At 45.8% G+C, this 23,410-nt stretch carries 14 protein-coding genes; 9 read left to right on the top strand and 5 right to left on the bottom strand.

The annotated features are described in order from the left end of the window. Nucleotides 1-22: 22 nt before the first annotated feature. Nucleotides 23-1,159 carry a glycosyltransferase gene (locus tag CLV59_RS15500; RefSeq protein ID WP_170137775.1) on the top strand — a complete coding sequence of 379 codons (1,137 nt, stop codon included), beginning with the start codon at nt 23-25 and terminating at the stop codon, nt 1,157-1,159. 5 nt (nt 1,160-1,164) lie between these two features. Here the strand turns inward: CLV59_RS15500 and CLV59_RS15495 are convergent, their stop codons facing one another. Further along, a complete protein-coding gene (locus tag CLV59_RS15495; RefSeq protein ID WP_111592974.1) occupies nt 1,165-2,022 on the bottom strand; it encodes a beta-1,6-N-acetylglucosaminyltransferase in 858 nt (285 codons plus the stop codon). 8 nt (nt 2,023-2,030) lie between these two features. Further along, the gene (locus tag CLV59_RS15490; RefSeq protein ID WP_170137774.1) at nt 2,031-3,371 is read right to left on the bottom strand and encodes a lipopolysaccharide biosynthesis protein; all 1,341 of its coding nucleotides are present in this window, start codon (nt 3,369-3,371) and stop codon (nt 2,031-2,033) included. A gap of 349 nt (nt 3,372-3,720) precedes the next feature. Here CLV59_RS15490 and CLV59_RS15485 point away from each other — a divergent pair, with 349 nt between their 5' ends. Continuing rightward, entirely contained in the window at nt 3,721-5,994 is a 2,274-nt protein-coding gene (locus CLV59_RS15485; RefSeq protein ID WP_111592972.1) for a PKD domain-containing protein, read from the top strand. A gap of 33 nt (nt 5,995-6,027) precedes the next feature. On the opposite strand, the gene CLV59_RS15480 is transcribed toward CLV59_RS15485, so the two are convergent. After that, entirely contained in the window at nt 6,028-7,242 is a 1,215-nt protein-coding gene (locus CLV59_RS15480) for a glycosyltransferase (protein WP_111592971.1), read from the bottom strand. 171 nt (nt 7,243-7,413) lie between these two features. On the opposite strand from CLV59_RS15480, the gene CLV59_RS15475 reads away from it, so the two are divergent. The 3 genes from CLV59_RS15475 (at nt 7,414) to CLV59_RS15465 (ending at nt 9,969) form a co-directional block, all read left to right on the top strand. Beyond that, nucleotides 7,414-8,934 carry a bifunctional GNAT family N-acetyltransferase/carbon-nitrogen hydrolase family protein gene (locus CLV59_RS15475; RefSeq protein ID WP_111592970.1) on the top strand — a complete coding sequence of 507 codons (1,521 nt, stop codon included), beginning with the start codon at nt 7,414-7,416 and terminating at the stop codon, nt 8,932-8,934. A gap of 194 nt (nt 8,935-9,128) precedes the next feature. Next, on the top strand, nt 9,129-9,428 hold the full coding sequence (locus CLV59_RS15470; protein ID WP_111592969.1) for a thiamine-binding protein: 300 nt from the start codon (nt 9,129-9,131) through the stop codon (nt 9,426-9,428). 43 nt (nt 9,429-9,471) lie between these two features. After that, nucleotides 9,472-9,969: a PH domain-containing protein gene (locus CLV59_RS15465; RefSeq protein WP_111592968.1), complete on the top strand. Its 498-nt coding sequence runs from the start codon at nt 9,472-9,474 to the stop codon at nt 9,967-9,969. A gap of 799 nt (nt 9,970-10,768) precedes the next feature. Here the strand turns inward: CLV59_RS15465 and CLV59_RS15460 are convergent. After that, nucleotides 10,769-12,004, bottom strand: coding sequence for a nucleoside recognition domain-containing protein (locus CLV59_RS15460; protein WP_111592967.1), 1,236 nt, complete (start codon nt 12,002-12,004; stop codon nt 10,769-10,771). Nucleotides 12,005-12,125: 121 nt separating this feature from the next. Here CLV59_RS15460 and ychF point away from each other — a divergent pair, with 121 nt between their 5' ends. The 4 genes from ychF to CLV59_RS15440 all read left to right on the top strand — a co-directional run bounded on the left by ychF (nt 12,126) and on the right by CLV59_RS15440 (nt 20,326). Then, a complete protein-coding gene (ychF, locus tag CLV59_RS15455) occupies nt 12,126-13,229 on the top strand; it encodes a redox-regulated ATPase YchF (RefSeq protein WP_111592966.1) in 1,104 nt (367 codons plus the stop codon). A gap of 242 nt (nt 13,230-13,471) precedes the next feature. After that, nucleotides 13,472-16,762 (top strand): hypothetical protein, encoded by a 3,291-nt coding sequence (locus tag CLV59_RS15450; protein WP_111592965.1) that lies wholly within the window; start codon nt 13,472-13,474, stop codon nt 16,760-16,762. Nucleotides 16,763-16,779: 17 nt separating this feature from the next. Beyond that, on the top strand, nt 16,780-18,417 hold the full coding sequence (locus tag CLV59_RS15445; RefSeq protein WP_111592964.1) for an SWIM zinc finger family protein: 1,638 nt from the start codon (nt 16,780-16,782) through the stop codon (nt 18,415-18,417). Nucleotides 18,418-18,787: 370 nt separating this feature from the next. Next, the gene (locus CLV59_RS15440) at nt 18,788-20,326 is read left to right on the top strand and encodes a reverse transcriptase family protein (protein ID WP_111592963.1); all 1,539 of its coding nucleotides are present in this window, start codon (nt 18,788-18,790) and stop codon (nt 20,324-20,326) included. Between the two features lie 167 nt (nt 20,327-20,493). On the opposite strand, the gene CLV59_RS15435 is transcribed toward CLV59_RS15440, so the two are convergent. Next, nucleotides 20,494-23,370 carry a TonB-dependent receptor gene (locus CLV59_RS15435; protein ID WP_111592962.1) on the bottom strand — a complete coding sequence of 959 codons (2,877 nt, stop codon included), beginning with the start codon at nt 23,368-23,370 and terminating at the stop codon, nt 20,494-20,496. Nucleotides 23,371-23,410: the final 40 nt, after the last annotated feature.

Below are 23,410 nucleotides of genomic sequence, written 5' to 3'. Positions count from 1 at the left end.
TTGTAAAATGTTGAACATGTACATGAACAAAAAAATAAAAGTACTACAGACCATCCACCAGGGAAAAGTGGGAGGAGGAGAACGGCATATTCTGGACCTGGTGAATCATCTGGACCGCAGCCGATTTGAACCTACCGTGCTCTCTTTCACAGACGGCCCAATGGTGGATTCTCTGAAAAGAATGCGTATACCCGTTGAGGTGATTCATTCGGAAAAAGCTTTTGATTTTCGTGTATGGGGCAAGGTGAAAAAATTCCTCGAAGATAAACAAGTGGATATTATACATGTACATGGCACACGCGCTAATACGAATATCCTGCCCGTATCGTGGAAACTGCATCTCCCTGTAATATATACTGTACATGGCTGGTCATTTCATCATGGCCTTTCTCTGCCTGTTCATAAGGCCAGACAACTGGCGGAAAAATGGATTACCAGCAGAACAACGTTAAACATAGCCGTTTCAGAATCTAACCTACAAACAGGGTTGGATAGTTTTGGGAAATTCCGTTCCGTAGTAATCCGCAATGGCGTTAACCTGGAACGTTTTAATCCAGCTGCCGCCAGCGATCATCTGCGTGCGCAATATGGTTTTACAGACGAAGATATTGTAGTAGGGTTCATTGCCCGTATGACGGACCAGAAAGATCCGCTGGGACTGATACGCTCCTTTGCAATGGCAGTACAACAACAACCCCGCCTGAAACTCCTCATGGTAGGAGACGGACCATTAAAAGGGGAAGCTGTCCGACTGGTACAGCAATTAGGGATCTCTGCAAATGTAGTATTAGACAGCTTCCGCTCTGATATACCAGATGTACTCCAGGCAGTTGATATCTATTGTCTTCCTTCACTTTGGGAAGGTTATCCGATTGGCGTACTGGAAGCTATGGCAATGGGAAAAACAGTGATTGCCACAGATGTAGACGGTACCCGCGAAGCGCTGGAAAATGAAGTAAGCGGCATCCTGATTCCGCCGGCTGATAAAACCGCATTATGCGAGGTGCTTCGCAGAGTGGCTGCCGATAAAGGTTTCAGAGATAAACTGGCATTCGCCGCGTTACAACAGGCAAGAGTAGAACATAGCATCACTGCGATGACCTCCAAGATTGAAGATATTTACAACAATATTTTCGTGCAACAGGAAATGGTGAAATGATCTAATTATAATTGTCCCATCAGGGCTATTCGTTGATCCACCTGTTGCAGAATATCCGGCGATTGCGTAATGTCAAACTTCCTGGCAAAGAATTTTCCGGAAGCTACCATGTTGGGTACATCTTCTGGCATCAGTGTTTTAGGCGAAGGCTTTTTGGCAGACCAGTCAATATATCTTAAGTTATCCCGAACTACTTTCGATTTCCATTCCGGTGAATTCATAATAATCGTCTGGAAAATAAACTCATCTCCACCCCAGGTATACTTATAATAAGTCAGAAAGTTAGGATGGGCCTGCACAAAGTCCAGGCAATATCTGACGCATTCCTCACTTAAGCTCCACCAGGCAGAACCGCCCCAGTGCTTATATCCCAGCGGTAATTTACGTACCGGCATCAATCGGTTTACCCATCGGGTCATAAAATATTTACCCCGGAAGTGAAAATCTTCATAATGATATTGATCCAGTTTGGAGATCGTATCCAGCACTTCCTGCTCCGGCATGATATCCAGGAACTCTTTGCCCTGATGTATCGTGAAAAATTCAATAATTTCTGCAATCGGACGAAGGGGATAATCCATGCCACTCAGCAAACAAATATTTACATATTTACGCCTGCTGCTCAAAGCTACTTCCATGCCATTCAAAGTAGCGCGTACTATACTGAAACCAGCCCAGTTCACTTTTACCCTGGCTGGTACAAAATAGACCTGGCTCAACTGCGTAGATGCATGATAGGCCGCGATATCAGCTTTTGCGTCGAGATGTACATAACAATCGACGGAGGGGTGCGATAATCGCTGCAGCAATTGTAATAATTGATCAGGGTTTTTATGGGCAAGGATGATAAATGCAAGTCGCATGACACAATTTATTTTTTAACCAGTTGTAATTTTGCAGGTAATTTTTCTAACATTATCATGATCTCTCCCCATCCCTGTTTCAGTATATCCTTCACCGTTATATCCAGGTATCTCTTCAGACAAATATATCCGAAAATAATACCGGCCACCAGGTTCAGAAAAGATACTGCTGCTACGGCTCTCAAATCCATGAACAGCCAGATAAACAGCAGATCTCCGCCAATATTGATACTCACTTTCAACAGGTTCTTATAAAAGTTTACCTGTGGTTTGTTGATCATATCCAGTGTAACGCCAATGAAACGATCCATTGGGTAAAGGATGGCAGAGAAAAGGAAAATTAATACGATAGGAGTGGCGCCCAGATAATTCTTCTTGGCCAATATGATAATGAGCGGTTGTACAAAGACAATCAATCCAATAATGAAAGGTAATATCAGGAAGGTGATCGCGCCGGTATACCTGCAAAAAGTGCGGGCAACTGCCTGCATATCATTTTTATTTGCTGCGGCGGATAAGGTAGGTTGTGCCGTGGCGGCAAAACTGCGCAGTATAATTTCTATGACTTCCATGAATTTCTGCGGAATGCTGTAAATAGCTACTGCATTCGGATTGATCAGGGTACGAATAAAGAAATTATCAGAATAAGGAATGAAGCTAGACGCCACCATACTGCCCACTATCAGTCGCCCATATACGAAAAGCGCCTTTACATCTTCCATCTTTTTGAAGAATAAAGAGCGCAGGGAAGTCCAACCCAATATCATACTGTATACGCTGGTTACCAGCAGTGCGGCAGCATAAGCGTATAAGATGGTTTGGAGAGACGTCTGTCCGCCGAAATGCAGTATTACCAGCAATGCCAGGAAGGTGCTGTTTTGAAGGAGGCGTAATTGTACTATACGGTCAAACTGATGTTTTGCCTGCAACAACCAACTGGCGAAGTTGAAAGGTAAACTCAATACTAGTAATAGCCCCAGATGTATGCCAAAGAAATGCCAGGTGGCATTAAAATGAGACCACATGGTAGCGAATACTAAAAAATTTATAATCAGGAATCCTGCTGTAAGTAATAAGGCAATGTACCAGGCGGCTCCACATACCCTACGGGCTGTTTCCTCTTCTGTACCAGCATAGAATTTTATCAGACCAGACTGCAATAATCCTGTTCTGATCTGTTCTAAAATATTAAAAGTAGCAATGAATAATACCCATTCCCCGAAATCACTCTCCGGCAAGGTTCTTACCAACAGCGCAAATGAAAGTACATTAAAGAAGGCAGAAATGACATTCCCCAACAATGATTGAAAATGATGATTCCTGACAACAGTCAACAGCCTGAAACCCATACTAAGTTTTATGTTACAGATCCAAACAGACATACCAATGGCTATGTCGCAGATCCGGGATAATAAATATAACGGAGGCTTTTTTGAACAGGATATAGTTGGAGTTGGCCACAAGATACAATTTTTTTTAAAAAATAGATGAATTTTAAAACTAATAAAATATTAATGTAATATGTTGATTTTGTAATCATTGAATATATTAAAAAAATATGCTTTATTAATTTTGGGCATATATATAAAAAAATTTTACTATTTGTTTGAGAAATTATACTTTCTTTGTTGCGTATAATCGATAGTTGTACATACTGAAAAACCATCTACATATCTGGGAAAACTTTACCAATCTTATATGAACGACCTCAATTATTTCAATAAGAGATTGAAAATTGTGATTGCCGTTGGAATGTGGTGCTGGATGATATTTGCTACTCCTACGGCAGTGGCACAGCAGGGGAAGTTAACTGCAAAAGTTACGGGCCTCTTCAACCCCGCGGGTTTACTGGAATCCTTACCGCAGGATTATGCTACCTCCAATAAGAAATATCCGCTATTGTTATTCTTCCATGGACTGGGAGAGGAGGGCGACGGTATCAACGATATATGGAGAGTTATCGCCAATGGGCCGCCCAAGCTGATTAACCAGGGAACCTTTCCGGCTACCTTCACTGTCAATGGCAATACCTATTCTTTCATTGTGATATGTCCGCAGATGAAAGGTCCGCCACCCAACATCCGAGACCTTGATTCCATCATCAATTATTGTTTTAAGAATTACCGGGTAGATACTAACCGGGTGTACTTCACTGGGTTGAGCAGAGGAGGCGGAGAAATATGGGGCTATTGCAGTGCCGCAAATTATTGCGCTAACCGCACCGCAGCCATGGTTCCTATTTGCGGCGCCTACGATCCCGGCCCATTACGTACCCCCATGCCTTATGCGCCTATTACGCTGGCAGCCAACAATGTACCTATCTGGGCACTCCATAACTCCGGCGACCCTACAGTACCGGTATCTTCCTCCCAAAACTGGCAGGACCTCGTGAATGCATATACTCCGAAATGTAATCCCCAGATGAAACTGACCATCTTTAATGCGAATGGTCATGATGCCTGGAGTAAAGCATACGATCCTAACTACCGGGAAAATGGCATGAACGTTTACGAGTGGATGCTGCAATACAGCACCATCAATCGCAACGGGCCTGTCACCAACAAGCCGCCAGTCGCCAATGCAGGGAGTAATATAACCATCACACTTCCGGCTACAGCTCAACTGGACGGCTCCGCCTCCTCAGATCCGGACGGAACTATTACTACGTATAAATGGACCCAGGTATCCGGCCCTAATACCGCCGGCATCAGTAGCCCCGGTTCCGCCAAAACTGCCCTGACCAATCTGGTAAAAGGCGTATATACGTTCCAGTTAACGGTGACCGATAACGGCGGACTCACCGCCACCGCTAATGTACAGGTCACCGTTCAGGATGCTGCTGTCAATAAACCGCCGGTAGCCAATGCTGGCAGTAACTTTACGATTACCCTCCCCGCTACGGCTCAACTGGACGGCTCCGCCTCCTCAGATCCGGACGGAACTATTACTACGTATAAATGGACCCAGGTATCCGGCCCAAATACCGCCGGCATCAGTAGCCCCGGTTCCGCCAAAACTGCCCTGACCAATCTGGTCAAAGGCGTGTATTCGTTCCAGTTAACGGTTACCGATAACGGCGGACTCACTGCTACCGCCAATGTACAGGTCACCGTGCAGGATGCTCCTGTCAATAAACCGCCAGTCGCCAATGTCGGCGCAGACCAAATCATCACGCTGCCTGTGAATGCCGCCACTCTGGATGGTTCCGCCTCCTCAGATCCGGATGGTACGATTGCTACCTGGAAATGGACCCAGGTGAGCGGTCCCAATACGGCTGCTTTCTCCGCGGCCACCGCTGCGAAAACGACGGCCTCCGGATTGATAAAAGGCGTATATGCGTTCCGGTTAACCGTTACAGATAACGGTGGACTCTCAGCCAGCGCCAATATACAGGTAACCGTACAAGATGCGCCGATAGATAAAAAGCCGCCTGTTGCCGTTATCAATGCGCCAGATACCATTCTGCTGCCTGTCAATAAGGTAAAACTGAATGCTTCCGCCAGTACAGATCCGGATGGAACAATCGTTTCCTGGGCATGGTCCCAGTTATCTGGCCCCGGCATATTCCTGGAAAATGGAGGAACGGCTGTCGCGACAGCCATCAATATGCCTCCGGGTGTCTATAATTTTAAATTGCTAATCACAGATAATGATGGGCTCTCCGCCACCGCCACCAAAAAAGTGGTGGTCGTTGATCCTAATGATCATATGCCCAATGACGGTATTGCAGTAAAATATTACCCGAATCCAACCCGTGGCAATCTCCGGTTAGAAGTGCGAAAATCAGATGTCCATAATCTACGTGTAACCATTTACGATATAAGAGGTCTGGCAGAATCCAGGTACACTTATACTGTGAACGGTAACACTTACATCGATCTGGACCTGAGCAGTCTGGCCAATGGTATCCACATGGTGGAGCTCCGTGGTGAAGGGAATTTTAGATGGACCGGCAGAGTGATGAAGTTCTGACGCCATCTGTTTGTAGCAACCCCCGCGCATTCTTTATTGCATGCGGGCTTTTTGTCGCTCAAAATTTTCAATGGCTGCATAAATACCGGCAACGGAATTCTCCCAGGTATGGGATAATGCAAACCTCCTCCGGTCAGCGGCTATCCCAGTACCTGTTTCTGCCAGCGCTTTTTCGGCAGACAGGATATAATCGTCGGCCCCGGTTCCGAGATACACGTAATCCCGGAATAATTCCATCGTAGGGGTAGTCGTAGCCAGTACAGGTTTTCCCATGGCCAGGTATTCATCCACCTTCAAAGGGTAATTGCCGACTGTCATTTCATTCACTAACTGCGGATTCATACAGACATCAAAATGTTGTACATAAGCTGGTAGCTCCTGCATCTGTTTACGTCCCAGGAAATGAACATTGGTTAATCCATGCAGGGCGGAAGTTTGGAAGTCTTCATCTTCTGGGCCTACCAGCACAAAATCCCATTCCTGTTTTCGTGTAGCCATAGCAGTAATCAGGGAGATGTCCAACCGCAGACTCGTCAGCGCACCCACATAGCCAATTACCGGGCGTCCTCCTTTGGGCATATCCTCCGGACGCGGATATTCCTGCTCGGGGTCAAAAAGAGATAACTCGCAACCCTGACCTATATAATAACTGTTAGGGTTATACGATTTCAGCCGGTCGGCCAGATATTTTGAATTGGCTACGCCGATGTCGGCCTTGGCGATGTGCAATGGTTCTATGGTCTGTCCATGTTTTTTCCAGTAATCTACGGCCAGCAGGTAATCCCGGCTATAATAAATGTATACTTCCGGTTGTAACAGCTCCTTCAGATGGAAGCCCCGGAAAATATCATTGTCGTTGAAGAGGATGATATTCCGGAAGCCCAGCTGGCGGACGGCCTTTTGAATAGCCTTGGCGAAACGCCTGTTGTTCAACTGATTGAATACCCGGAAAAGTCCTGTAGAAGGCATCCAGTTAACAGATTCCATTACCGTCAGCGGAAAGTAATTCCACATATTGGGATTGATCTGCACCAGGGCATCCTGCCCTTTTTTTAATAACTCTTTATGATGGAGGATATTAGGATCTGCGTGCTCTGTCAGGATTGTTTTACGATCCAACGGAGCATTGATATACAATACCCGGTTGTGTTTGGAAAATTCCAGGGCTATATTTTTACAGTTACTTCCTATAGGGGTGTACCATGGCTGCAGGCCAACAATGACAATATCCCGGTCATGAACAGGCATAAGTGCTGATATTAAATGATAGATACAGGTTTTTTCCCAGGATGGATGGATAAAATCAGCGGAGTGTAAAGTAAATAAATTTCCCCGAGAGTTGGCTGTCTCCCCTAAAATTCATCCTAAACCTCTTTGCGGGAAAAATGTTAACTTATATGAAGTACAATCTCTTGATTTATGTCCGATATCGTAGAAATCAGAAATCTCACTGCGGAAGATTACTTTGACCTCAAAGAGTCCATGGTATCTGCATACGCCGACATGATCGGCAGCTACTGGCGGGAACCGACGATCCGTCATCTGATCAACATATTTCCGGAAGGGCAGATAGCCGTTACCGTGAACGACCGGGTAGTAGGCTGCGCCCTCTCTATCATCGTGGATTACAATAAGTTCGGGGACGATCATACCTACGAACAGATCACCGGTTACTATACCTTCAATACCCATAATCCTAAAGGCGATGTGTTGTATGGGATTGAAGTCTTCGTGCATCCTGATTTCAGGGGGCAGCGACTTGCACGCCGACTCTACGACGCCCGCAAGAATCTCTGTGAACAACTGAACCTGGAAGGTATTGTGGCAGGAGGCCGCATCCCCAACTATGAAAAATATGCAGATAAACTAACGCCCAGAGAATACATCCGGAAGGTCCGGGATAAGGAAATATACGATCCAACGCTCACCTTTCAGTTTTCAAACGACTTCCAGGTGACGAAGATCCTCCGGAATTATCTGCCTACAGATGAAGCCAGTAAAGGCTTTGCCACCTTGCTGAAATGGTATAATATCTACTATGAACCAGACAGGGATAATATTCGGAACACGAAATCCACCGTACGGATAGGGTTGGTGCAATGGCAAATGCGGGATTACGGGGGACTGGACGGTTTCCTGCAGCAGGTGGAGTATTTCATTGATGCTGTTAGTGACTATGGATCTGATTTTGTGGTCTTTCCGGAGTTATTCAATGCACCGCTAATGGCGGAATTCAATCAGCTGGACCCGGCGGGCGCCATCCGGGGGGTAGCGAGATATACAGAGCAGATCCGCGAAGCCATGCAGCAGTTGGCGGTGTCTTACAATGTGAATGTCATCTGCGGTAGCATGCCTATTGTCATCAACGAACTGTTGTACAATATCTCTTATCTCTGTCGCCGCGATGGTACCCATGAAGAATATACGAAAATTCATCCCACGCCCAGTGAGGTATATGCCTGGGGAATTAAAGGGGGGAGTGAGATAAAAGTCTTTGATACTGACTGTGGTAAAATAGGCATCCAGATATGTTATGATGTGGAATTTCCGGAGCCTTCCCGGATTCTGGCACAGCAGGGAATGCAGATACTCTTTGTGCCTTTCATGACGGATACGCAACATGCTTTCAACCGGGTACGCTTTTGTGCACAGGCAAGAGCCATTGAAAATGAATGTTACGTAGCTATTGCCGGATGTATTGGGAACCTCCCTAAAGTGAATAATATGGACCTACAGTATGCACAAAGTTGTGTACTTACGCCGAGCGATTTTCAGTTTCCGGTAACAGGTATTAAAGCAGATGCCACACCCAATACAGAGATGGTGGTGATTGCGGATGTAGACCTGGTTTTACTGAAGGAACTGCATGCTTTTGGGAGTGTACAAACGATGAAGGATATACGAAATGATTTGTATAAAGTGGTAGAAGTTAAGAAATAATTTATTGAATATAAATGTTTGATTTGTAGTAAGATGAATGTTATTGTTGAAACTATTACTTTAACTATAATCCGATCTTTTACATTCATTTTCAGGTAGGTTGTATTACTTTTATAGTGATTTGTATTAATTCTAAGCTTTAATTAAAAGTTTGTAAATATTTAATAATCAATAGAAAAGTAAAAGATTTAAAGATGAGCAAGACCATTAATTTAGCCCTTCAGATCCTTCCTTCCGTGCCTTCTGAGCAGGTATATGCCGTAGTGGATGAAGCGATAGCAGTGATTAAGGAATCCGGTGTAAAATACAGGGTATGTCCTTTTGAAACCGTGATGGAAGGTACTTATGAAGAACTCATGGAAGTAGTACGCAAAGCGCAGGAAGTATGTTTTAAAGCAGGTGCATCTCAGTTGCTGGTGTATATAAAAATGCAGATAAGAAAGGATGAGGATGTGACTATGGAAGAAAAAACGGGTAAGTATGATAGTATATAAAATTTATTTTCTATCTTTCTTCTTGTAATTAAAAGAACAGACTATGCAATACGCTGCGGAACAGGATAAAGCTTCAAAGATCACAACCCATCTTTTAATTATCCTGGTAATACTGATCGGGTTTCGACAGGCCACAGCAGTTTCCAATTCTTCCATGGCTACCACCATTATGTTGTTTATACTGATTCCGGCGTTGGCGCTGGCATGGTGTTATAGTCCGCGATATTATGTGCTAACTGCTACCAGTATCATTATCAAAGGTCATTTACGTACCATTACCATTCCCCTCGAAGAGGTAGTGCGTTTACGTAGCATTGAAGAAGAGGAGCTGGGTCAGAGTGCGAGAGTATTTGCCAGTGGGGGCGTATTTGGTTATCTGGGTGCTTACAGATCAGTGGAGCTGGGTGATTATCAGCGTTGGTGTACCAACAGTGTGCATATGGTACTGATAGAATCCGCTACTACCAAATGGGTCATCAGTCCGAGTAACTCCGCCGAATTTATCCGGGAAGTCAACAAGATCATCAATGAAGTAAAATGAGCTGATAAGGCTTACAGATATACGAAGAGCTGACCACCGGTCAGCTCTTCTTTTTTTCTCGCAAAGCAGCGTAAGCAGCAGAGCAGCAAAGAATTGTGTTGTGGAGTTTTGTCGTTTTTTCTCGCAAAGGCGCAAAGGGACAAAGGATTATGTTGTGTTGTTTATTAAGCCCGCAAAGCCCTCCCGGGTACTAACACTCCTTACTAGAAAAATTCTTTCAAATAGAGGAGCAGTACCTCAAGACCTTTGCGGTCAGAATTTCACGCAAAGCGTCGTAAGCAGCAGAGCAGCAAAGAATTGTGTCGGAGATGGGCGTTTGAGGTTTCACGCAAAGGCGCAAAGAGGCAAAGGATTATGTTGTTTATTAAGCCCGCAAAGCCCTCCAGGGTACTAACACTCCTTACTAGAAAAATTCTTTCAAATCGAGGGGCAGTACTTCAAGACCTTTGCGGTCAGAATTTCACGCAAAGCAGCGTAAGCAGCAGAGCAGCAAAGAATTGTGTCGGAGATGGGCGTTTGAGGTTTCACGCAAAGGCGCAAAGGGACCAAGGATGATGTTGTGTTGTTTATCAAGCCCGCAAAGCTCTTCAGGGTACTTACATTCCATACTAGAAATACCATTTCAAGTAGAGGAACAGTACTTCAAGACCTTTGCGGGCTATTTATCTCCAGACAATCAAACAGCAAAACATAATCCTTTGCCTCTTTGCGCCTTTGCGAGAAAAAAACGACAAAACACCACAACACAACTCATTGCTGCTTTGCTGCTTATGCTGCTCTGCGAGCAAAAAAATTCGCGTTACTGATGAAAGAACAAGTACCCCAGCACAATAGCCGACACGATCCCACAGAAATCGGCTATCAGTCCTGCCGTGAGGGCATACCGCGTTTTTTTGATGTTCACGGAGCCGAAGTACACTGCCAGGATATAGAAGGTAGTTTCGGTCGTGCCTTGGATGATGCTGGCGATACGGCCGGCAAAGGAATCGGGACCATTATGTTCCAGGATTTCCACCATGAGGGCTCGGGAGCCACTACCACTGAGCGGTTTCATAAAGGCTACCGGTAACGCAGGTACGAAATCGGTATTGCATCCCATGGCGGCAAAGAGGCTGCCGATTCCATTGACCACATAGTCCATACAACCGGTGGCACGGAAAGCGCCGATAGCTACCAGGATGCCCACCAGATAAGGAATGATTCTTACAGAAATCTGGAAACCCTCTTTAGCGCCTTCTATAAATACATCATATACATTGATCTTTTTGAAAATGCCGGCTGCTAAGAAAGACACGACGATGGCGAAGATAATACCGCCGCCAAGGCTCGCCGTACGAGGTCCGATCTGATCAGGCGGCATTGTTTTCACCCAGTAATAAAGTCCGGTTAATAACAGGGCGAATCCTGCCAGAAATATCAAAACAGGTAATTTAAACAGGTTGATTTTCTGATAGATAGATACGGTAATCATCCCGGCTATAAACGCTATAAACGTCGAAATCAGGATAGGGATGAATACATCAGCAGGATTGGCGGCATGAGCAGATAGTCGCAACGCAATCACGGAAGTAGGGATCAATATTACCCCTGCTGTATTTAGCACCAGGAACATTATCTGGGGATTGCTGGCTTCCTCCGGTTTAGGGTTCAGCTCCTGCAATTCCTTCATGGCTTTCAGGCCCATAGGGGTGGCCGCATTGTCCATTCCCAGCATACTTGCGGAGAAGTTCATCAGCATGGAACCCATTGCAGGGTGCCCTTTAGGCACATCCGGGAATAATTTCGAAAAGAAAGGATTCACAAAGTTGGAAAACCGCTGAATCATTCCGCCGGCTTCTCCTACACGCATAATCCCCAGCCAGAAGGTCATTATACCTGCCAGGCCCAGAGAAATTTCAGCTCCCGCCTTGGCGTTGGTCAGCATAGAGTTCATTACTGCTCCAAATACCGTGGTATCCTGCAGGATAAAGGTCTTGAACAGGGCAACTACAAAAGAAATAAGGAAAAATGCCAGCCAGACATAGTTTAAAGCCATGAGTTTTCAAATGTTTAATGCGTGAAGATACTTTTTTGTTTCTATCCGCCAAAGCTGTTAAGGCTTTATAACCCTTTGAGAGTAAGAAACAAAACACTATCTTTGCGCAAATTTTTTTTAAATGGCTTTGCAAGTAGGAATCGTAGGACTGCCGAATGTCGGAAAATCAACTTTGTTTAACGCGGTGAGTAACAGCGCTAAAGCGCAAGCCAGCAACTACCGTTTCTGTACTATTGAACCAAACGTGGGTCTCGTGGACGTACCGGATGCCCGCCTGATGAAACTGGAAGAGCTGGTTAAACCTAACCGAGTAGTACCTACTACCATTGAGTTTGTGGATATCGCCGGTCTGGTAAAAGGCGCCAGCAAAGGCGAAGGTCTGGGAAACAAGTTCCTGGCCAATATCCGCGAAGTGGATGCAATCGTACACGTAATCCGCTGCTTTGAAGACGATAATATCCTCCGTGATGAAGGTCCCATCCACCCGGTGGGCGATAAAGGCATCATCGATACCGAATTACAGCTGAAAGATCTCGAAAGCGTAGAGAAGAAAATCTCCCGTACAGAGAAAATGGCTAAAACCGGCGGTGATCCAAAAGCGAAAAGAGAGTACGAAATCCTGAAACAATGCCAGGAACACCTGGAACAGGGTCGTAACATCCGTGAACTGAACCTGAGCAAGGAAGACAGCGTGGCAATTGCCGACCTCTTCCTGCTGACCGCCAAACCAGTTCTGTATGTAGCCAACGTAGACGAGGCTTCCATCCATACCGGTAACAAATTCTCCGAAGCCCTCGCTGTTGCGGCTAAAGAAGAAGGCGCTCAGGTAATCATCATGAACAACTCTATCGAAGCCCAAATCTCCGAAATGGAAGATCCGGCAGATAAAGAACTGTTCCTCTCTGAATACAGTCTTACAGAACCAGGCCTCAACCGCTTAATCCGTTCCGCTTACGATCTGCTCCAGCTGATCACTTACTTCACTGCCGGCGTGCAGGAAGTTCGTGCCTGGACTATCCACCAGGGCTGGAAAGCGCCACAGGCAGCCAGCGTTATCCATACCGACTTCGAAAAAGGTTTCATCAAAGCAGAAGTAATCGCTTATGATGACTACGTGAAATTTGGCTCCGAAACCGCTGCCCGCGATAACGGTCGCCTCAGAATTGAAGGTAAAGAGTATATCGTTGCTGATGGTGATGTAATGCACTTCCGCTTTAACGTGTAACTATACATAAGAATTCTTCATGTTTGTTGCATGAAGGTTACAACAAAGAGGGGCCGGAGTACATCCGGCCCTTCGCTATTTATGCCCCCATGATAAGTTGAACCCCAAAACCCCAGACCAGATCATGTCTCCCCAATACTACCATATGGTAAAAAAATACTATATATATTAAAATAAAAATGCATAATTCATCTCTAATCACCTGATAATTTACTAGCTTAGCCATCCTAATTAGTTAACTCATGAAATTCGTCAGGAATGTGAAGCTCTTCTTTAGGGAAGGGAACTCAGACAAGACCTATGAAATCGACTTGTGTGAAGTAGGGCCGGATCAATACCTTGTCAACTTTCGATACGGTAAACGAGGAGCCAACCTGAAAGAGGGAACCAAAACTGCCAGCCCCGTACCCCTGGCTAGCGCGACAACCATATTCGATGCACTGGAGAAAGAAAAACGCAGCAAAGGATACATCGGAGAACAGGAGTCGGCCGCCCAGGTACAAATGGAATCAGTGAGCGATGATACCATGGCAGAGGTGCTTAACCCCCGTCACAAAGCGATTCTGAAACGTCTTCAGGGCAAACCAGGCGGCAAAAATGCCTGGAAAACATCCCGCGTTATCTGGAGAGCCGGACAACTGAAAATCCGGGAAGCTGCTCCTTATATTATCCGTCAGGGAGATCGCAAAGATGCGATCCAACGCTATGCTGCCATCTGGGCAATGAGCCGCGCCGGCGATCCGACCGCCATCCCTGCCCTGAAAGCCTATGCAGAAAACAGCGCTTATCCGCTGAACATCCGCATGCTGGCCGCCAACGGTATCTCCATGCTGCTGCCGGAAGAAGAACTGGGCGCTTTCCTCCAGCCATATTATAATGGACTGCCGGATGTGATCCGCTTCTCGGTCGACAGACAAGTACCCCGCGACCTGCACAGCATTATGGTAAACCATATCATGCAGCAGGTCCTCCCACAATACACTGTACTGGAAGATTTATACCTGTTGTCTGGCGCTTACCCAGTAATACGCCAGGCATTGTTGCCATTGCTGGCACAACTGCCATTGCGTCCATCCTGGTTCCAGCATATCCGCCATATCTATAAACAGGCGGAAATGAAAGACGACCATATCGTGGTAGCGTTACTGGCAAAACGTATGTTCCTTTCAAAGCCAATGTTCAGTATGCCGCCAAAGCCGGAAGAAGGCTGGCAGCCGGAAATCTATATCCCGGAACTACAGGACTTTGTTAAGGCACATTCCGAAATCAAAAAACCAGGTAGTCGCATTGCATTCTCTCATAAAACGCGCCGGTACTTTACCCGCAGAGTACTCCGCCGCCTGAAGCAATTAGGCCAGGATGGCGATGATCATTACGTTCGCTTCTCCACCGCCTTACTGCTGCAGCATGCACAGGAAGTAGATGCCTCGAACGCCTACCAGGAAAGGGTATACCAGTACGTTAATAACAGATACACTACTGTCGACAAGCAATATCCGGAAAACTCCAAAGCCGTTTTCCTGAACTATATTATCCGTGGGAACGCTCCAGATCTGCAATACATCAATGGTAGAGAAGAATGGATGTTCAAGCCGAAAGAAACCACGGACACGAATACACGCAGGGCACAACCTAATCCGGATCTGGAAAAGAAAGCCAGCGGAAATCTAATGAAGAAACTCTTCAGTTGGCTGAATACAGATAAACACCTGACCCCGCAGCCAGGAGAATATCAACCAGACAGTCAACCAGAAGTGCAGTCAGATGTACCATACTTACATCTCTGGAAACAGTTGCCGGAAGCGTTTATTCAGTTGCTTATTGGCGGACAAATGGAACAAGTCCATGCATTTGCCCTTGAACAATTGAAAGCGCATGAACGCTTTGAAGAAATCAAAGCAAAAATTGACGAGGATATTATTATCGCTTTCCTCTTTAACCGACTTACTATCCCTCCATTGTTCGGCCTTGAACTGGCGAGAGAAAAATATAACCCAGCTGCTCCTTCCCATAAACTGCTGAAAGCGATGTCGCTTTGTCCACAGCAACAAGTAAGGGAGCAGGCATTGCAATGGATTAAAGAAGGGAAGAACCAGTTGCTGACAGATGCTGGGTTCTTGCTGGATCTCATCTTCTCTCCATATGATGAAGTACGTAAATTCCTGACGGAAGTTTATCCGCCAGAAGAAATGACGTTCGCGCAGTCGCAAGTACTGGCCGGTAAAGCTACTTCCTGGCTGATGGTGGTGGAGGCCCCCAACGATGCGGCCAATCATGTGATTACAGAAGCCTGCCGTATGATAGAACTATACTGCACGGCTACACTGAAAGAGATGGATATGCAGGTAATCAACGACCTCATGTCAAGAGATATAGTAGCGGTACAGGCGTTTGCGGTGAGATTACTGTTGCTCAAAACGGATACGTTCAACTTTGATGTACTGTCTGGCGAAATGCTGGAAAAGCTGCTGGAAAGCGAATATGGCCCGTTAAGAGATGCCGGTTTTGCGTTGATCCGCAGGATGACAGATGAAGAATTGCTGCGCAGACCAGCATTTATTCTTTTCTGCTGTTCGGCCTCCTTTAAAGGTGTCAGAAGACAATCTGCGCAGTTGGTGAAACGTCTTATCCCGCTTGATGAGCGTCTGGCTATATGGCTGGTAAATGAACTGGTGCCTATGCTGATGCGCACGGAAAAATCCGAAGGCATGCATGAGGATATCGCAAATTTGCTGAGTACAGAGCTGGTCGGCTATCTCCATGATGTAGATACCGCCACTGCATTACGATTACTTTATGCCAATTATCGCCCGGCACAGGAATTTGGCCTGGTCGTATTGGAAAAATATATCCCTGCCGATACGCTTACCATCAAACAGATTATTGCCACTGGTGCACATGAATTGTTGCAGGCAAGAGAATGGTGCTGGCGTTATTATCGGGAAAATGAATCCCGCATCCGTGCAGAGAAGGATGGGGCAGTAGCCTTGCTGGACAGCAAATGGGATGATACCCGCCAGTTTGCCATTCAGTACTTCGGATCTGTTTTCCAGGAGGCAGACTGGAGTCCGGAAAGCCTGATAGCGCTTGCCGACAGCGTGCGTCCGGATATTCAGCGCTTTGGAAGAGAGCTGCTGATGCGTTTCTTTAAATCAGAAGATGGTCCGCAGTACTTATTGAAACTGAGCCAGCATCCTAGCACGGCTATGCAAACTTTTGCCACTGGCTATCTGACAAATTATGCTTCCGGTAATCTGGAATATATCCAGTCCATGGAACATTATTTCCGCTCTGTACTCACCCGCGTCAATAAGGCAAGGGTAGCCAAAGAGCGCATCTTTACCTTCCTGGAAACAGAAGCGCTGAAATCCAAAGAGGCCGCTACCTTCATCGGTACGATCATCGCAGATATTTCTGCAACAGTTGCCATTGGAGATAAGGCCAGATGTATCAGTATGATGCGCAGTATCAGCCAGCAGTATGAGGTAGCATTGCCTATCCAATTTGTTGAACCCGCAGTACGCCTGCAATAAAAATCGTTTAGCCATTTATGTTATTCAACTATAGATATAGCGGTAACTCTCAGGTGTTCAGCGATGCCGGCAGCTCCGGTATCTCCTTTGCGCCGGATACGCACCGGGAACCTACTTTCTTTGTAGGTAAACTGAATAAGAAAATCGCTTTCCGTGAAGCCATTTCTTCCCTCCACGATGTGGTAGTTTCTGATCTGCGCTTCAAACCGAAAGATAAAACCGCCTATAAAGAGTGGGCAGCACAACAGGAATCATTGTGGCTGGCACAATACATGAACAACTATGATGTTGATGCCGCCAACGATCGCATTAAAGAGCTGGAAACCTCCCTGCGCCTGGTAAGAGATGAGAAGGATAAAGTGATGGGCCCTTTTAATAAAGCGAAACGTCAGTACTTTGATTATCTCTATGAGAAAGACAAAGATGCCTGGTTTGTATTGGACCCAGTGATCAGCGTGCATCCGGATGAAGTGTTCTTCGAATGTTTCAGTCAGGATGAATCTACTTATGGTAAACTGAGTGCCAATTATAATGTGTTTCGCGAAATCAATGAATTTGAATGCGGTACGACCAACATTGATTATTCCGCCGCACTGTACGATGAATTCCAGAAAATACGAGACTATAAAGAAACCGATTTCCGCATAGATCCAGGAGGGTTCCAGGTGCAAACAAGCCAGGAAGAACTGTATCATGAAGTGAAAATTGACTTGCCAGATAGCTGGGTAAGAGGTTTTCTGCAGGTAAGCTCCGCGATGACGTTGCCTGCCAGCACTTTCGATCTCCATCCGATGGATGTTTACAATTTCTGTTCCTGGTTGCGTCGCTTCAAAGAAAAGAAAGGACCTCGCTCCATTCGGTTCATCCTGGAGCCAGGAAAACCTGTCAGAGCAGTGTTTGAACCGTGGAATAAAGAAATCGTATGTGCGAGATCGTTATATACCGGAAATCAGGCGCGCGAAATTCGTATATGGGGCAGACGCAGACTCTTAATACTGGAACGTCTTATCCCTATTGCAAAGAAATTCACCGTTCACCTGATGGGCACCGGCTTGCCTTCGTTTTATGTTGCAGACCTGGGCGATATGCAGTTCACTTTAGGTCTTTCCGGATGGACTGCGAACGATTGGTCCAGAGCTGGACAATTTGACCTCATGGCGCCAAGAGCAGAAGTTTCAGAAGGAGAGAAGCACAAAGTGTACAATGCCTTGAAGTCAAAGTGGATGAGCTCCGGTCAGGAGCTTGCACATGCAACTGGTCTGAACAGCGCTACAGTACTGGGTGCACTGGGATTATTCACACAGGCTGGTAAAGTAATTTACGATCTGCATACAGGATTATACCGACTCCGGGAATTGAGTCGGGAGCCCCTGCCAATGGAACTGCTGCGTTTCAGCAGTCCTGAAGAAGAACAGGCGGAAGTCCTTGTCAGAGAAAATCGTGTGAAGTTCAGTGCTGCAGAAATTATAGGATCAGGTACACAACTGAAAGGAACGGTAACGGCTAATCGTGCATACCATCCTGTAATGACAATAGATGGCGATGAAAGAATGACCAACGCACAATGCGATTGCGATTTCTATCGTCAGAACAAACTTTACAAAGGACCGTGCAAACATATGTTAGCACTGAGAAAAGCATATGCTGCAAAATAATTTCATGCAAATAATTTTTGTTTTTGAAATTATTATATAACTTGCTGGCTCATTAGAAAAAGATCTTTATAAAGAGGAATTGATTGCACTTGCGCTCCTTCATGGAGATGAATGATGTTTCGTCATTCAGGTATTCTGACTATACATGCTTCACTAAATGCAATCTTTACTTTGGGAGGGGCGTACTATATCGATATTTACGGTATAAGCCCCTTGGGGCTTAAATATCAATATAGTACGCCCCTCCCTGGAGTTGATTGATTTAGTCAATGGTTTGCACGAAGCGCCCTTTCCTCTTTATAAATTTCTACTCTCTCTCCCCAGCGGTTATATCCAGCAAATTTTTAGGTACTTTAATGAACTACTTATTATGCCGGAAGGTTTAACCCGTCAGCAACTGTACGATAGAATTCGTCAGTCTTCCAAAGAAGAATTCATACTTGAAGAAATGACACGCCTTGGCTTCTGGGCCAGAGATGTCAATAAACCATCTGTTCCTGAAACGCTCATCCAACAGGAAGGAGGCTTGCAACGTCAACTGAATGAGCTGTTGCAAGAGAAAGCCAAGTATAGAAATAAACAACGCCTCCTTACAGACATGCGCAAAGAACGCATGGCTAAAGCAAAGGCAAAACGCGCTGAAACCAAACAGCGCAATGAACAAAAACGCATAGAACGCGCAGCCGCATGGGCGGAAAAGAAACAACAAGATATCATCTATCTCGGTGAAGCTGTTTCCGCAGGGCTGAATAAAAATACTTCCAACGAGGCCCAACTACAGCATTTTGGATTACCTGTTTATCACAATGCTCAGCAACTAGCAGACGCTATGCAACTGGCACTGGGTAAATTACGCTTCCTCGCGTTCAACCGTAGTGTTGCTACAACGACTCACTATCAGCGTTTCCAGCTTCCTAAAAAATCCGGTGGCGTTAGAACCATCTCTGCACCAATGCCACAGCTGAAAGCAGCGCAACACTGGATACTGGAGAATATCCTCTACAAAGTTTCCAATAGCGACGCTGCCAATGGCTTTGTGCGCGGACGTTCTATCGTAACCAACGCACAACCGCATATTGGTAAGGATGTAGTAGTGAATATCGATCTGAAAGATTTCTTTCCGGGCATCGCTTATAAAAGAGTAAAAGGCTTATTCTGCAAACTGGGTTACAGTGAACAGGTAGCCACTATTCTTGGATTGATTTGTACAGAACCAGAAGTAGATGAAATCATCCTGGATGGCAGAAAATATTTCGTAGCAAAAACCGACAGGGTTTTACCTCAGGGTGCGCCTACCAGTCCTGCCATTACCAACCTGATCTGCTTCAAAATGGATCGCAGGTTTGAAGGATTGTCTAAAAAATACGGTTACGCCTACACGCGATATGCAGATGATATGACTTTTTCCGCCAAAGGAGATGCGGCTGCTAAAGTAGGTCAGTTACTCTGGGCCGTAAAGAAAGTGGTGGCGGAAGAAGGCTTCGTCCTGCATCCTGACAAGCTGAAAGTAATGCGGAAAGGAGACAGGCATGAAGTAACAGGTATTGTCGTAAATGAGAAACTCAGCATCGACAGAACAACCTTGCGTAAATTCCGTGCACTCCTTCATAATGTAGAACTGACAGGCCTCTCCGGGAAGAAATGGGGCAAAGGAAGCATCATCGCCAGTATGGAAGGATACGCCAACTTTGTAGCCATGGTGAAGCCAGAACAAGGGAAAAAATTAAAAGCCCAACTGGCGGCATTGTTTAGTCGCGCTGATATTAAAGCAGAAGCACAAGCTATTTGGAAAAATGAGGAACAACCGCAGCAAGACAGCTCCGTGTCTCCCCAAACGCCCAATACACAAGATACGCCAACACCCCCTAAACCATCCGGGCCTGAGAAACCCTGGTGGAAAGTGGTTTAATATTTTGCGATCAGTCATCTCAGTAAAAGAGATGACCGATTGCTTTTATACGGCTTCACCTAAAGAAGTGATTCTTTTTATCACAAGTGAGCACTGCATGTAATAAAAAAACGGGTCTCAAATATTTTGAGACCCGTTTTTTTATCGTAGTTATTTTTCGTTTAGTCTTACAGGTTATATCCCAGCGATACGTACCATTGAGAACCCACAGTTGGGTTACCCCATGATTGAACATATGATCTGTTCAGGATATTCGCGCCACCTAATTTTACGGTAGTTTTGGCTTTAGGGAAGAATTTGCTGGCTTGTGCATCCAGTGTACCATATGCAGGAATAACGCCTTGATTGGCCACATTCACCGCATTGCTCACGAAAGTGGATTGCCATACAAACTGATCCTGCCATCTCCAGGTAACATTAAATCCGATGTTGCTTTTCGCGATGTTACGATTACCTACGTACAGGTTGTAACGTACTTTTGGCGTGTTATACATAGGAAGGAAGCTGCCCAGATCTTTTGTTTCCAGTTCATTGTAGGAAATGTTACCGCCAACAGCAAAGTTCTGAGGGAGAGAGTAGTCTATACCCAATGCCCAACCCCATGATTTGATATCTTTATCCAGACTAACAGGAACAGAGAAGATATTTTGTCCGGTAGAAGTAGGCTGTACAAGGATTTGCGGACCATTGAAATTTTTGAAGTTGTTGGTATATACATAAGCATCCACCAATACTTTCTGTGCAAACAGGCCCTTGTAACCTAATTCCCAGGCACGGATTTTTTCTGGTTCAAAATCACGGAAGGTGTACTGTGTTGGATGGCCAGCCTGTACGGATTCCAGTGTATACAACGGACCAGTATTCAGGTGATATCGTTCGCGCAGGAACGGTAAACCGCCGATCAGGCGTGCCTGTGGCGTCAGCAAATCGATGTATTGATCCTGGTTGGTAGGAATACGGAAACCAGTCTGATAGGAAGCCCTGATGTTATGAGATTCCAGGAAGGTATACACGGCAGATAAACGTGGACTGAACTGCCCTTTGAAGTTCTGATTCTTATCATAACGTAAAGATCCAGTCAGTTTCACATGTTCATTCAGAATATTTTTCATCGCCTGTACATAGCCGCCATACTCTTTTACACGGAATTCGTTACCGTTATCATCAACGGCAAACAGCGTTTTTTCTGAGTTCAATTCATATACGCGATAGTTACCGCCCACGAGGATTTCAGCAAATTTCACCAGGTCTTTGAAGTTATACATGAACTCTGCCTGATAGAGATTCGTTTTGTCCATGAACTTCGCGCCTACGCCGGTAGCGTCGCCTGGAATAGGTTTGCTTTTCACTTTGTCGGCTGCAGCATTGAATTCAGGGCTGCCTGGCATGAAACGTCCCTGGTCAGCAATGGATCTGGCACTATTGGCAAAAACTCCTCTGTTATTATTCACTGCAGTCTGGCCAGCAGCAAGCGCCTGAGCTGGTGTAGCGCCACCTTGAAGGGCTGCGCCATATGCTTGTGCGAATGCGCCTACTGATTGCGTGGTATAAGTACCGAAGTACTGCTGATACCATACCTGGCTTGTTTTCCAGGCTTCGTTGATACCAGAAGCCAGCGTACCAATTGCATAGCTGTCGCCAGATCTTTCCTGGGTGGTATACAACCGAACATAGAAGTTAGATCCTCTTAGTTCTGCTTTATACTGGCCCATTTTGAAGTTCTTGATGGCATAACGGTCTGCGCCAGTGTACACAGTGGTACCTGAACCATAACTGCCTTGGATCAATGCCTCCAGATTATCGTGGATTTTATAGTGGAAGGCGGCATTGAACTTCATGTTCTTGGTATTGTAATCCGCTACAGCACTTTCGTCATAACCGGTGCGGGTTACATAACCATTTGCCAGACCAGGCATTGCTGCTGCCAGAATCTGACCAGGAGTAACGGTATTACCCAATTGTGCTGCCACTGCTGCCAGTGTCTGTGACAACTGGCTGGTAGGAACCGCAGCTTGCTGATTCATAGCAGATGTCATGTTCTGCGCCAGTTCATCGCCATAAACGTTTACGCCGTTGTAGCCTTCGTTATTGGCGCGGGTACCGTCTGCAAGGGTATGACCGTTAGCCAGACTCTGATCACGGCGATCATGGGCCTGCCAGTCGTCTGCTTTGATATATCCGAAGTTGAGTTTAAAAGCAAATTTATTGTTGAAGGCTTTGGCATAACGTACCGCCACATCGTAATATCCGGTGGTAGCGGAAGTACGACCGCCGTCGTTCATAATACCTGATTTAACGTTGGCGCTCAAACCCTGGTACTGGAACGGATTCTTACTGTTCAGCAGCACAATACCATTGAGGGCATTAGGGCCGTACAGGGCAGAAGCGGCGCCAGGAATCAGCTCCACATTGTCCATATCCAGTTCAGAAATACCCACGATATTACCTACCGAGAAGTTCAGGCCAGGAGCCTGGTTATCCATACCGTCTGTCAGCTGCAGTACGCGGGTATTACCATTGGCATTAAAACCGCGGGTATTGACAGATTTGAAGGTCAAACTCTGCGTGCTCATTTCTACGCCTTTCAGATTAGCTAATGCATCGTAGAAAGTAGGAGCGGGACTGTTTCTGATGGCCCTGGAATCCAGTTTTTCGATGGACACCGGCGATTTGAGTATGCTTTCTTGTACACGACTGGCAGCTACCACCACTTCCAGACCAAGAATCTCTGTGGAAGACATTTCCAGGTTGATATCTGCGGCACTGGAAACAGTGCGTTCTTCTGTTTTGTAACCTACATAGGAGAATACGAGTGTTAACGGAAACGCGTGTGTAGTCTTAACCTGAAAGCTGCCGCTGTTGCTGCTGACAGCGCCCTGAGTGGTACCTTTCACTGAAACGCTAACGCCAGGAAGAGGATTTCCACTGGTTTTGTCTTTTACAGTACCGGAAATCGTTGACGGACTCTGGGCATAGAGTATACTTGGCACAAGTAGCAACAGGTACAGGATTCGCCTTAGGAACCTGAGTTGATTCTTTTTCATAAACAGTGGAGGGTTTAGTTTGATTTCAGTTGATACTTAT

Source organism: Chitinophaga dinghuensis, assembly GCF_003259435.1.
Taxonomy (GTDB): Bacteria; Bacteroidota; Bacteroidia; order Chitinophagales; family Chitinophagaceae; genus Chitinophaga; species Chitinophaga dinghuensis.
The sequence above is the reverse complement of the archived record's forward strand: the minus strand, read 5'-3'. Positions and strand labels throughout refer to the sequence as shown.

Excerpts from the sequence above, each read along its gene's own strand:
- CLV59_RS15500 (WP_170137775.1), top strand. The coding sequence starts at position 23 with ATGAACAAAAAAATAAAAGTACTACAGACCATCCACCAGGGAAAAGTG.
- CLV59_RS15495 (WP_111592974.1), bottom strand. The coding sequence starts at position 2,022 with ATGCGACTTGCATTTATCATCCTTGCCCATAAAAACCCTGATCAATTA.
- CLV59_RS15490 (WP_170137774.1), bottom strand. The coding sequence starts at position 3,371 with ATGGGTTTCAGGCTGTTGACTGTTGTCAGGAATCATCATTTTCAATCA.
- CLV59_RS15485 (WP_111592972.1), top strand. The coding sequence starts at position 3,721 with ATGAACGACCTCAATTATTTCAATAAGAGATTGAAAATTGTGATTGCC.
- CLV59_RS15480 (WP_111592971.1), bottom strand. The coding sequence starts at position 7,242 with ATGCCTGTTCATGACCGGGATATTGTCATTGTTGGCCTGCAGCCATGG.
- CLV59_RS15475 (WP_111592970.1), top strand. The coding sequence starts at position 7,414 with ATGTCCGATATCGTAGAAATCAGAAATCTCACTGCGGAAGATTACTTT.
- CLV59_RS15470 (WP_111592969.1), top strand. The coding sequence starts at position 9,129 with ATGAGCAAGACCATTAATTTAGCCCTTCAGATCCTTCCTTCCGTGCCT.
- CLV59_RS15465 (WP_111592968.1), top strand. The coding sequence starts at position 9,472 with ATGCAATACGCTGCGGAACAGGATAAAGCTTCAAAGATCACAACCCAT.
- CLV59_RS15460 (WP_111592967.1), bottom strand. The coding sequence starts at position 12,004 with ATGGCTTTAAACTATGTCTGGCTGGCATTTTTCCTTATTTCTTTTGTA.
- ychF (WP_111592966.1), top strand. The coding sequence starts at position 12,126 with ATGGCTTTGCAAGTAGGAATCGTAGGACTGCCGAATGTCGGAAAATCA.
- CLV59_RS15450 (WP_111592965.1), top strand. The coding sequence starts at position 13,472 with ATGAAATTCGTCAGGAATGTGAAGCTCTTCTTTAGGGAAGGGAACTCA.
- CLV59_RS15445 (WP_111592964.1), top strand. The coding sequence starts at position 16,780 with ATGTTATTCAACTATAGATATAGCGGTAACTCTCAGGTGTTCAGCGAT.
- CLV59_RS15440 (WP_111592963.1), top strand. The coding sequence starts at position 18,788 with ATGCCGGAAGGTTTAACCCGTCAGCAACTGTACGATAGAATTCGTCAG.
- CLV59_RS15435 (WP_111592962.1), bottom strand. The coding sequence starts at position 23,370 with ATGAAAAAGAATCAACTCAGGTTCCTAAGGCGAATCCTGTACCTGTTG.